This is a genomic window from Pallidibacillus thermolactis (assembly GCF_025660415.1).
In the GTDB taxonomy this organism is placed as follows: Bacteria; Bacillota; Bacilli; order Bacillales; family Caldibacillaceae; genus Pallidibacillus; species Pallidibacillus thermolactis.
Map to the genome: position 1 here is coordinate 129,369 of NZ_JAOUSE010000003.1, position 12,532 is coordinate 141,900.

Genomic DNA, 12,532 nt, shown 5'->3' on the forward strand with positions numbered 1-12,532 from the left:
CTTCTCTATGCTGCATTCTGCATATAGAAAATGATCTACACACCCACCCTGGGTGTTTCCTAACCGACTCAACTATAATATCGGAAGGAATTAGAGAAGTTTTAGTAGTTTTTAACAAATTTAGATAAAAATTTTTGTTATTTACAAATGGGCACATAAAAAGGTGTAACAAGTCTACTTGTGGACTTGTTACACCTTCATTTGGGTAAAAAAACGGTTAAAATATAAATTTTTGATTTTTAAATACTTGATTTCTGTAAAATATGCAATTCTTCTAGAATCTCCTTTAACTTTTCTTTATTTTCGGCACTTAGTTGTTGGGCAGGTGGGAGAACATATGTTGACACATCAATTCCTCGTAGTTTCGTTGCCTCTTTGATTACATTGATAAATGGTGAGTCTAAATTATATATGCGTGGGATGAATGCTAGACGTTTATGCATGTTTAATGACTCTTTCAAATTCTTTTCTTTAAAGGATTGATATAAGCTGATTGAAATCTCAGGTGCGAAATTTACACTCGCATTAATTGCGCCATCACCACCAAGACTTAATGTTGGCCATAAATGGTCGTCATATCCTGCATAAACGAGAAAGTTTGGATATTTTGATTTTACAGTATAAATCATATCGCGGATATGACCAATAGAATCTACCGTTTCTTTAATGCCAATAATATTTTCATGTTGTTCAACGAGTTTAAGGACCATTTGCGGACTAAGATCCTGTCCAGTTAGTTTCGGAAAGTTATAAAGGATCATAGGAATATTAATGGCATCTGCAATCATTCCATAATGTTTAAGTAAGTTTTCTTCCGTTAACGGCCAGTAGTAAGGATTAATGATAACAACTGCATCCGCCCCTATCGATTGTGCGTGCTCACTTAATGACAGCGCTTCACGTGTATTAGCACTACCTGTCCCAATAAATACCGGTACTCTTTTCGCTACATATTGTGTGACATATTCTGCGATTGCCATTCTCTCATCAACAGACATTTGTGAAAACTCTCCACCAGTCCCTAGAAAAAACAAACCATTAACGCCAGCATCAATTAAATAATCGATTAGATTAGCCATCCCATCTTTATCAAGTGTTCCATCTTCTTTTAAAATCGTAGATACAGGTGGTACAATGCCTTTAAATTTTTCAATATCGTACATGGAACAACCTCCTCCATTTCTTTATATATAAATATTTTAGAAATCGTTTACAAAATCCTTTATAACACTTTAAAATTTATACATTATTATTAGTTTCACCTAAACGAAACACCGAATGGGAGAATACTATTGTACGTTTTGTGTTTGAATTGGATGTTTAACGATGAATAAATAGCAAATCGCTGCACATCCCGCAATTAGCCCCCCACTTATAAATGCCAATGTGTAAGAACCTGTTAAATCAACGATCATTCCTGCCACAACAGGAGAAAATGCCCCGCCAAAATAAACCCCGAAATTTTGAATGGAACCAACGGAAGCGACCATAAACGATGGTGCCACATCAGTCGCCAATGCCCAGGCATTTCCGGTGATTGACGAAATAAAGAATAACGCAACCGTCATTAATGTTACAGTTAAACCAATGGAGTTAATAAACGGAATCATGATCACGGTTACTGCGGATATAACGGCAGAAATGCTTATGATAATTTGTTTCGCTTTCATAGGCGTAAACCTTCCTGACTCTGCCATTTTTTTAGAGACATAACCACTAATAATATTTCCAAAGGCCCCGCCAATCCAAGGAATACTAGCCAACAAACCTAGTGCTGCAAAAGAAACGGCAAACCGGTCTAACAGATAAAGAGGTAAAAAAACTAAAAAGATGTTCCAAATCCAAATCGTACAGAAAAACCCTAATATCATTCCCCAGACACTTCGATATTTAAACAAAGAAAACCAACTGATAGTCGAGGTCTCTACTGCATTAGAGTCTTCGTTATCTTGTTTAATATAGTCATATTCTTCTTTCGTCAATTTCTTACTCTTTTCCGGATCATTATAAAACTTTAAAAATATCCCGCCAAATATAATACCGACTATTCCTGCAAAGTAAAATAATTCTCTCCAACCGAAAGTGGCCATAATCAATACGAGAATGGGTGGTGCTAATGCTGGTCCCCATTTCGATGACGAGTCCCAAATCCCTGAAATAAATCCACGTTCCTTTTTTGGATACCATTTACTCGTAATTTTGGCAGCAGATGGAAAACAAGGCGCCTCTCCTATTCCAAGCAAAATTCTCAGCAATATAAACAGCCAAAGTACGCTTACGATTCCTGCTGCAAACGTTGCGAAACTCCAGATCATAATCCCAATACCGAAAATTTTCTTTGGGCCAAATTGATCGATTAACCAGCCTGATGGTAATTGACCTAAAGCATAAGCCCAAGAAAAAGCTGTTCCTAATAGACCTATATCGGTTGCTGTGAAATTTAAGTCATTCATCATTTCTGGTGCAGCAATAGACAAGATTGAACGGTCAATATAGTTAATCATTCCCCCGATTAATAACCAAATCACGACGGTGTAACGGAGTTTTCCTTTTGGTTGTGTTCCTGTTGATAATGGTACCGAACTCATACTCATCTTTTATTCACCTCTTTATCTTTATTTAGTTAACCATTGACCAATCGTTTCATTTTCTGTTATGTTTGCTATGATTCTAGAAAGCTTTTTCTTCCGTATCCCCCCTTTCAAGTTTTAAATGATGTTTTACAAATCCTAATTTTCTGTCAATAAAAAGCAAAAGATCCCAACTTTGCCAATATGTGATTCAGACAAAATAATATATTCATGATTCAAATCTAATGCAGTTTCTAACATTTTTAAATTAGTTATAGACGGAATAATATGGAAGTTTTGTTCATCCATCTTCAAAAACCTCCAATATGTTCTGACTACTGATTTCATTTTCGATCTAGCATATTTTAAAATGATTTTGCTGTCCTTTGTTCTTTTGCCAAAGCTTTATAATTTTGAGATTGATAATGGCTATCCTTTGTAAATGGTTTTAAAGTTATTTTATTTATAACCTCTTGATTCACTAGTTTCCTTGGGATTTGTCCATAAATGAGAACATCCACAACGGCCAGGGCTGTTTTTGTTCTTAATTCAGCATAGGCTTCCTCAGAATAACCAGCCATATGTGGTGTCAAAACGACTTGCTCCATCTTTAAAAATGGATGGTCTACCGATATCGGCTCGTTTTCAAGGACATCTAATGCTGCAGTAGAAACTTTGCCACGCTTTAAAGCATCGATTAAGGCCGCTTCATCAATGACTGGACCTCTTGCCGTATTCACAATTTTCACTCCATCTTTCATTAACTCAAATTGTGCTTTTCCAATCATCCCTTTTGTTGAATCGGTAAGTGGAGCATGAACAGAAATAATATCTGCTCGTCTACATAATTCCTCTAATGAAACGGGTTCCGCATTTCTTTCAATCATTATTTCATCTGAAACATATGGATCTGAAACGATAACATTCATTTTTAATGACTGTAATTTTTCATTTAGCGCTCTTGGAATATTACCGAAACCGACTAGACCGATTGTTGTTTCATTCAATCGATGAACCGGTTTCGTTAAATTCAGATCCCATATTCCTTGTTTCACTTTATTGTTTATATAGGAGACTTTTCGTAAAACATTAAGTATTAAAGATAGCGCATGGTCAGAAACTTCATCAATACCGTAATCTGGAACATTTCCAACCGCGATCCCCATTTCAGTTGCAGCTTTCAAATCAATCGTATCAACACCTACACCATAACGTGCGATCACTTTACAATTTGTTAAAGATTCAATCACCCTTCTTGTGATTGGGGCATATTGATTTATAATAGCATCTGCATCATGACAAAGTTCCAGCACTTCGTCTTCAGTTCGACACTTTCCTGAAACGAATTCAATTTCTGGATAGTTCATAAACACTTTTTCTTCATAAAATAAATTTTCAAAATCCCAATCTGTTATGACGACTTTCATGTAATCCCTCCAACATTACGTATGTTAAATTCAATCTAAACAGTCATTTAATACTTAGTGCCTGTTGCTTGTAATGCATATTCCAATACATACCGTGTATGTTTTACACTTTCATCAAGAGCTTTTTTATTTTGTGTTCGTGCCTCGATGGCGACACGCAACCCGTTCTCAGAACAAAGCCCCATTTTTTCCACTTCCACTAATATTTCTTGGATCTTATCTTTCGTCAAAAATCCCGGTTCACCGATGGCCATATGATGATCTCCATATAATGGACTGGCCGGATCAAGGACAGCATTTGAAAAATGAATTTGCTGTACAAAGTCCTTCCCTAATTGAATTGCATCTATGATATCTTCACCATTTAAAGCGGCGTGGGCTGTATCAAAGGCAATCCCTATATTTGAATAATTTTCTCTGACTTTTCGGAGTACTTGAACGGTTTCATCAATCGGACCAAGAATTCGCTTTTTATGTGCGATTCGATCTAAATGTTCAACTAGTACAGTCATATTGTATTTTTGTGCTTCTTCACAGATTTCACAAAGACTTTCAACTAATACATTCATTCCTTCTTGTCTTCGTTCCGCACCTGGATCAGGACCTGTAACAAACGCAATATTAGAAGCACCACATTCTGCAGCCAAAGCGGTTTCTTCTTTCAATCTTTGTACAGTCTTCTTTCTCAATTTGGGATCTAACGAAGAAACATTCAACTGTTCTCGATCGATTAAATATGTAAACCATTCCGTAATGACTACATGATTATTTTCCTTTAAATTCCAAATTCTTTTTCTTTCTTCCCGATCCTTTATATCACCAATTTCAAAAGATTGATAGAATCCTTCTGCAACAGATCGTTCAATAACGTCTGCGGCAAATCCCCTCTCCTCTTTAATTGGAAAATAGGTTTCCGCTAACAACAAACTTGGTATAAATGGCGTGCTCATCTTGCTCACTCTCCCTTAACAAATTCAATAAACTTACAATAATAGCTCCATGCGGATGACATAGAGCTACGATGAATGTATTAAATAAATATGAAACTTAAAATCAAACATAAGATAAATCCTACTACGGAAATAATGGTGGACATAGCAGTCCAAGATTTCAATGTATCTTGAACACTCATCCCGAAATAACGGTTTACCATCCAGAATCCGGAATCGTTTACATGGGAGGCTATGACCGCACCTGAAGCGATTGTAATGACAAGGATACCTAGAGCTGGACCACTATATTCTAACGCGCTAGCAAGAGGGGCAACGATACTGGACGTCGTGATCATCGCTACTGTAACCGATCCGATGGCAAGTCGAAGTAATACAGCTGTTAAGTACGCAAATATGATTAAAGGTAAATTAACCTCTTTCATTATATCGACAAGCACATCCCCAATACCTGAAGCAACTAACATTTCACCGAAAATACCGCCAGCACCTGTAATCAGGATAATAATACCTGCAGGCTCCAGTGCTTTTGTTGTGATTTCTTGAATATCATCTTTCGTAAACCCGCGTTTTGCTCCAAAAATATAGGCCGTTAATAATGTTGTAATGGTTAATGCAACGTACGGATGTCCAATAAAGACGAAAGCATCTCTGACAAATGACCCTTCTTCGAGTACAAGTGGTGCAAGTGTATTCAATAAGATTAACACTAATGGTAGTAAAATAATGAGAAGAACACTCCAAAAACCTGGTAATTCTTTCTGTTGTTGTTTTAATTTAGCTTCCTCCGATAAAACGGCTTTCGTTTCCTCATCCGATATCGGTACCGGAATGAAAATTTTATTGGCAATAAAGCTTCCAAAAAGCGGACCACCTATAATCATGATTGGAATACCTACGAGTAAACTAAATAAGATGACCCATCCTAATTCAGCATTAAGAATAGATGCAGCACCAAGTGGACCTGGTGTTGGTGGAATCATGGCATGAGCAACAAGAAGACCACTTAGTAATGGAATACCGTATAATAATAACGATTTTTTCGATTTCTTAGCTAATGCGTATAAAATAGGCATTAGAATAACCAAAGCTACATCAAGGAAAATAGGAATGGAAATAATTAAGCCGGCAAGACCTAATGCCCAAGGGGCTCTTTTTTCACCAAATTTATCTAGTAAAGTTAATGCTAGGCGTTCTGCACCTCCGGAAACTCTCAGGATCTCACCAAACATCGCACCTAATCCAATCACAATGGAGATAAAGGCAACCGTTTCACCCATTCCTTTGTCAAAGGTTTCAATAATTTCTTCCGGTGACATCCCAACAAGTAATCCCATTAACAAACTAACTAAAATTAATGCTATAAATGCTTGAAGTTTAGATTTCATTACTAAAAATAGTAAAGCAAATATCCCTAAAACAGCGACTAATATTAGCAAAGAACTATCCACTACTACCCCTCCCAAAAATGTAAGTTTAGAGGGCTCCCTTTACCAAACTTCGTTATAATGGTATACTTTCATCGTAGAATGCTTATTTTTCATTATTTGGACATGTAATATCACGTTGAATTTGATATTACATGTCATTTTTTATTTAAAAAATTGAATAGATTTATAGTTATGTAGAGCCCATTCTAAATATGGTGTTATCGATTTACCTTTAATTCTTCTAAATCTTGTTTCAACCAACGAATTAATTCCTTTTCTCTTTCTTGTTCCATTTGTTCAACAAACTCTGGTGTCCAATCATAAAATCCTTTACCCGTCTTAGGACCGAAATGACCATTTTCAACTAATTCTTTCATGCGAGGGAAGATTTCCTTACGATCAGATAAATCTTTAAATAAATAAGAAGTTATGGAAGCATTTGTATTAAGCCCGCCCATATCCATTGTCATAAATGGACCTGTGACACCAAATCTTCTACCAAGACTATAGCGAATGGCAGCATCAATATCTTCCATAGAGGCTATACCTTCTTCCAAAAGGTATTGTGCTTCTCTAAATATGGCATATTGTAGACGGTTACCAACTTGACCTAATACATCCTTTTTCACAAGAATTGGTTTTTTATTCATTGCTTTTAATAAAGAAAATGCGCGCTCAATCGTTTCATCAGAAGTATGTTTTCCACGAACAACTTCGACTAACGGCATTAAATGTGCAGGTAACCAAAAGTGTGTAACGACACATCGTTCTGGTTTTTCTGTTTGATTGGCAATTTCAGTTGCACTTAGTCCAGAGGTGTTACTTGACAAAATTGTTTGTTCAGAAACCAATCCTTCTAATTTCTTAAAATAGTGTTGTTTCAATTGGAGATCTTCAGGAATAGCTTCAATAACAAATGTCGCCTCAGACACAACATCTTCTAATGACACGGAAAAGGTGATTGAACGAAGGATACGTTCTTTATCTGTTTGATTTAAAACCTCATAATCAAGTAGAGCTTTTAACTTTTGATTCATTCCTTCTTTTGCACGATTGATATCTTCTTCATTCATTCCCCAAACTTTCACATTCATCCCGGCCCAAGCCGCTGTAAACGCAATCGTGTGACCCATTAATCCGGCACCCACAATGGATAATTTTTCTTGATTGAACATATTCTCGCCCTCCTTGACTCTTTATGTAAGCGCTTTGAATTCTTTCAAAAAAATAAAGCCCTATTAATCTTACATACTAGTTCCATCTAAAAACCCATGGTAAATTGATAGTTTTAAATTTTTAGAATTTTTATCGCTTACAATTAAATTTTATCATTTAGTTTCGATTTGTCAACAAAAACTAATGTTGTTTATTTTCGTTTTATATGTTTTTTAATCTATCAATTATCGTTTGAAAATAAATATAAAATTTTATTATTAAATGTAAAGGATTCGTAATCAATTCTTTTTTACTTAAATAAGTATGGTGCCCAATCGAATAATTGTGATATTGGACACCATGAAAACGAAACACAATATATGAAACAACTATAATATTTTTTCAAATGTTTTAATAATGAAATACGCTGATGTTGCACCAGGATCTTGAGCCCCTTTTGATCTTTCACCTAATCGACTTGATCTACCTTTTTTGGATAAAAGTTCTTTTGTAGATTCCATTCCTTCTTTTGCTGCTTGTAAGGCTTTATGAAATGCCTTTTTAAAATTATTAGTAGACGTAAAGATTTCTTGTAAAGCTTTTCCAAATGGTTCCAATGTATCGATCATTGTCTTTTCTCCTACATTGGCTTGTCCCCGCTCTTTTACACCTTTGACAAAAGCAATCCAATATTCAGTTAAATTTTCATCATTTAATACTTCTTTTCCTTTAACAACCATTCCGCCTCTCATAAACCCTGTTGCATATAATGGACCTACAGAAGAGCCAACAGCATTTAGGAAGGTCATCCCTACTGTTGTGCTAATTTTTCCACAATCGGTTTCATTGGCTAAATCGACATCTAATTTTTCTTTCACACTTTGAAAACCAATTGACATTGTAACACCGTGATCACCATCACCTAGATGTCTATCAAGCTCTGATAAATAGTCTTTTTCTTTTTCAATGACATCTACAACAGAGTAGAAATACTGAACGAGGTCCTTTGCTGTAATCTCCATAAATAATCCCCCTTACTTTTGAGTAAATCTTGGACAATTTACTGGATGATCGATTAGTTCTTTTAATTCATCATCGAGTTTTGTAAGAGTGATAGATAAACCGCCCATCTCCAATGATGTAATATAATCACCAACATAGGAACGATAAATCCGAATTCCTCTTTCTTTTAATACTTCTTCTACTCTTCTAAACACAATATATTGTTCCATTAATGGTGTGGAACCTAACCCATTCACCAATACCGCGACTTCATCACCTTGATCAAGCTTTATATCTTCAAAAATGTAAGAAAGAAGGACATCCGCTACATTATCTGCAGTATCTAAAGGGACCCTTTTAATTCCAGGTTCGCCATGATGCCCTAGCCCTAATTCCATTTCATCTTCTCCAATTTCAAAGCTAGGTTTACCTGTTTGTGGTAAGGAACATGGGCTTAGTCCAACCCCCATGGATCTTGTTTGCTCATTGGTCTTTCTTGCAACACGAGCAACATCTTCTAACGGATAACCTTTGTCTGCTGCCGCACCCGCTGCTTTAAATACAAAGAATTCGCCAGCAATTCCACGCCGCTTTTCTTTTTCTTCTTTTGGAGCAGAGGCAACATCGTCCGAAATAATAACCTTTTCCACTTTAATACCTTCCATTTCGGCCAATTCAGCAGCCATGCCAAAGTTCATATTGTCTCCAGCATAATTTCCAAATATATAGAGAACTCCAGCCCCCTTATCTACCGCTTTTGTTGCTTCTAAGATTGGTGCAGGTGGTGGTGATGCAAAAATATTACCAATTGCCACTCCATCTGCCATCCCATCACCAACATACCCTAAAAATGCAGGCTCATGTCCAGATCCGCCACCAATGACAATCCCAACCTTATTATCAGCGGTTTTTCTTGAGGTGACTACAACTCGATCATTTTCTTCTAGTCGCCTCACATAATTTGAATGAGCTTTTACATATCCATCTAGCATTTCTTCTACAACATTTGATGGATTATTCACTAATTTTTTCATGCGAACCCCTCCAAATTTAAAAATATTCTGATAGAATCAATTACTGCATTGCCTTTGCACGATTGATAATAGGCTGTATATTTTGATCAATATAATGTTTAATATCCATAATTACTTTTTCTGTATTACTTTGAGCTTCAGGTGTTTCTTCTTCAACAATAATCCAACCATTATATCCGCTTTCTACTAGAACTTGGACACATCCAGCAAAATCAATATCCCCTTCGCCCATCTTTTTCCATTCGCGGTTTACAGATGCATCTTTAAAGTGTACATGTTTTATAAATGGCAAATAATCTTTGAAAATTTGAACTGGATCCATTCCACCAAAAATAATATGTCCTACATCAGGGGTATATCCCATATATTTTGAATCTAGTCCGTCAAAAAGAACCTCGTAATCTTCTTTAAATCGAAAATAAGAATTTTCGTAAGAAATTGGATGAATACATGCAATAATTCCATTTTCATATGCACGTTTTCCTAATTGATTAGCACCGGAAATGATTTCCTTTTGTCTTTGCAGTAGATCCTTCCGATTTGGTCCGACCCGTGAAGGGACATTCAATTTAGCACCAGGGAAATGTTTTAGATAATCAATAAAATAGTCTGCTAGCTCTCTTTCTTCTGGTGTTTCCTCTCCTCCGATAAAACTCATTGGTAGCGTAAGCGCGGCCAATTGTAATCCTCGTTTATCAAGCTCCTCTTTAAATCGTTTTGGATCATTTCTGTATTTTCCAAGTAACGCCACTTGCATATCTAACCCTGTGAATCCTGCATTTTTAATATTGTCCATAATCGTATCCATGATATCTTTTTCAATATCATAATCCAAAACCCAAGTTGATCCATGACATCCAAACTTAATCTCCATCGTATAACCTCCTATATTTATATAAAGATAGTAATTTCAAACATTGGCACTTGATTTATAAGTCGAATTATTCGGTCTTTGTACTCGATGGTTTGCCATTCTTTCAAAGTAGTTAATGATATGAGAATGATCCTTTTTCGCATGACCATTCGCAATTTCAGAACTAAATATTTCTTTTACCAAATGTGTAACCGGTAATGGAACACCAAGCGCATTGGCTGCAGATTGAACATTGTTTAAATCTTTAAAATTAATTTCAATACGTCCACCAGGTTCAAAATCTCTTTCTATAATTTTTGGCATTTTCGCATCCATTACAGCACTACCTGCTAAGCCACTATGGATGGCCTCATACAATTTGTTCAACTGAATACCAGATTTACTTGCAAATACACAAGCTTCTGATAAGGCGGCTAAATGAATACTAACCATAATTTGGTTTGCTAATTTGGCAGCTGAACCAGTACCATGGCCACCTACATTTACAATACTTTTTCCCATAGCTTGGAATATTGAAAGCACTTCGTTAAATACGTCTTCTTCTCCACCGACCATGATAGATAAAGTCCCATCAATAGCCATAGGTTCACCGCCGCTAACAGGCGCATCTAAAAAACGCATATTGTATTCTTTTAATCGATTAGCAAATAATCTGGAATCTTCCGGAGAAACGGAACTCATATCGATTACAATCGTATTCGGATTTCCGTTTTGAGCAATGCCATCTTCACCAAATAAGACTTTTTCTACATGTTGAGCTGTCGGAAGCATCGTAATAATCACATCACATTTTTCTGCTATTTCTTTATTCGTTTTACAGGGTGTACCTCCATACGCTGCAACTTCCTCAACAGCTTTCATATTAATATCAGACACATATGTATCAAATCCTGCCTGAATTAAATTTATAGACATCGGTTTTCCCATTATACCTAACCCAATAAACCCTACTTTCACGATCATTCCCCCTTTGCTGATCTTTTGTTCACTCAGTAATGATAGCGCTTTATGTTTTTATTATAAATATTTTTCAAAAAAATTGAAAGAAAAAAATAAAAATCGAAAATATATTTAAAATAAAATGATAGACTTTTTCACACCTGACAGTCATCCGATCTATTCACAAACCTTGACCGAAGCAAGCTTTTAACCCATAAAACTAGATTGAAAATCATAAAAAAACCCACCACTGTATGAGTGGTGAGTAAAACAGTTTTAAAAATTTAAAGCCTTTATAGCTAGAAGAAATGTAGATCAAATATCTATCTTATCAAATTATCACCTTTTCCATAAAATAAATATCAGTAATCCTACATTTAATAGCTTTTCAACTTCTGAAATTAATTAAATATACTTAAGTTTAATAAGTGATCTACTACTAATCAATATCCAGACTTTTTATTTTGTAATGCAAGATATTTTGAGTATTGGATTAGATTTCTGGCAACTTCAAATTCATAATATATAATACCAGGTTTATTCACATTAATCTCAATTAAGTAAGGTGATGCATCTTTATTATCTATTGCAAAATCTAAACCAGCTTCACTTAAATTTTCCTCATATAATCTTTCAAACTGTACTATCAACTTTATAGACAAATCTTTTATTCTATTTATTAAAATATTAGTTTCTACATCTGGAAAATTTCTTTGTAAAAAACCTGTGATATTTCCTACATAGCCACCTTTTCTTGTAATAGTAATCGTCCCGTAATTAAACCCTATTCTTGGATAAATTTTAGCAAAGGACCATTTACCTTTGCCATCTTTCACCAAGTGTACTCTTATGTCAAAAGGTTGATTCTCTTTTGTTCTAGACTCGATATACTTTTGTATTATATATTCGCCTTTTTTAATCAGATTGTGTACATATCTATTTAGTTCCAATTCATTATAGAACGTAACTTTTTCCTTAAGTGCCATTTTATATTTATCAGTATTGAGTTTCTCAATTAAATGAACACCTAGATGTAGTATAGATTTATGGACACAACTTGGTTAAGTCATTAATATTAAACTAACGAAAGGTTGTGTCCGAATCATGAGTCAAAAACGGTATAATCAAGAATTTAAACAAACAGTAGTTGA

General features: G+C 35.3%; 12 protein-coding genes. All 12 read right to left on the reverse strand.

All coding sequences use genetic code 11. The features are described from left to right. Window positions 1–239 precede the first annotated feature (239 nt). The 12 genes from OEV82_RS02270 to OEV82_RS02325 all read right to left on the reverse strand — a co-directional run bounded on the left by OEV82_RS02270 (window position 240) and on the right by OEV82_RS02325 (window position 12,421). On the reverse strand, window positions 240–1,163 hold the full coding sequence (locus tag OEV82_RS02270; RefSeq protein WP_173658978.1) for a dihydrodipicolinate synthase family protein: 924 nt from the start codon (window positions 1,161–1,163) through the stop codon (window positions 240–242). A 126-nt stretch (window positions 1,164–1,289) separates the two neighbouring features. Then, a complete protein-coding gene (locus tag OEV82_RS02275; RefSeq protein WP_263060864.1) occupies window positions 1,290–2,594 on the reverse strand; it encodes an MFS transporter in 1,305 nt (434 codons plus the stop codon). Window positions 2,595–2,729: 135 nt separating this feature from the next. After that, window positions 2,730–2,879: a hypothetical protein gene (locus OEV82_RS02280; protein ID WP_173658974.1), complete on the reverse strand. Its 150-nt coding sequence runs from the start codon at window positions 2,877–2,879 to the stop codon at window positions 2,730–2,732. A gap of 56 nt (window positions 2,880–2,935) precedes the next feature. Beyond that, on the reverse strand, window positions 2,936–3,997 hold the full coding sequence (locus OEV82_RS02285; protein WP_263060865.1) for a C-terminal binding protein: 1,062 nt from the start codon (window positions 3,995–3,997) through the stop codon (window positions 2,936–2,938). Window positions 3,998–4,044: 47 nt separating this feature from the next. Beyond that, window positions 4,045–4,947 (reverse strand): sugar phosphate isomerase/epimerase family protein, encoded by a 903-nt coding sequence (locus OEV82_RS02290; protein WP_263060866.1) that lies wholly within the window; start codon window positions 4,945–4,947, stop codon window positions 4,045–4,047. An 80-nt stretch (window positions 4,948–5,027) separates the two neighbouring features. Next, on the reverse strand, window positions 5,028–6,398 hold the full coding sequence (locus tag OEV82_RS02295; RefSeq protein ID WP_173658968.1) for a GntP family permease: 1,371 nt from the start codon (window positions 6,396–6,398) through the stop codon (window positions 5,028–5,030). Between the two features lie 197 nt (window positions 6,399–6,595). After that, entirely contained in the window at window positions 6,596–7,552 is a 957-nt protein-coding gene (locus OEV82_RS02300) for a 3-hydroxyacyl-CoA dehydrogenase family protein (protein ID WP_263060867.1), read from the reverse strand. Window positions 7,553–7,921: 369 nt separating this feature from the next. Next, window positions 7,922–8,554, reverse strand: coding sequence for a dihydroxyacetone kinase subunit DhaL (gene dhaL, locus OEV82_RS02305; protein ID WP_263060868.1), 633 nt, complete (start codon window positions 8,552–8,554; stop codon window positions 7,922–7,924). 12 nt (window positions 8,555–8,566) lie between these two features. Then, window positions 8,567–9,568: a dihydroxyacetone kinase subunit DhaK gene (gene dhaK, locus OEV82_RS02310; protein WP_263060869.1), complete on the reverse strand. Its 1,002-nt coding sequence runs from the start codon at window positions 9,566–9,568 to the stop codon at window positions 8,567–8,569. Between the two features lie 40 nt (window positions 9,569–9,608). Then, on the reverse strand, window positions 9,609–10,442 hold the full coding sequence (locus OEV82_RS02315) for a sugar phosphate isomerase/epimerase family protein (protein WP_263060870.1): 834 nt from the start codon (window positions 10,440–10,442) through the stop codon (window positions 9,609–9,611). 36 nt (window positions 10,443–10,478) lie between these two features. Continuing rightward, entirely contained in the window at window positions 10,479–11,405 is a 927-nt protein-coding gene (locus tag OEV82_RS02320) for a 2-hydroxy-3-oxopropionate reductase (RefSeq protein ID WP_263060871.1), read from the reverse strand. Between the two features lie 419 nt (window positions 11,406–11,824). After that, window positions 11,825–12,421 carry a YheC/YheD family protein gene (locus OEV82_RS02325; protein WP_407672721.1) on the reverse strand — a complete coding sequence of 199 codons (597 nt, stop codon included), beginning with the start codon at window positions 12,419–12,421 and terminating at the stop codon, window positions 11,825–11,827. Between the last annotated feature and the right edge of the window lie 111 nt (window positions 12,422–12,532).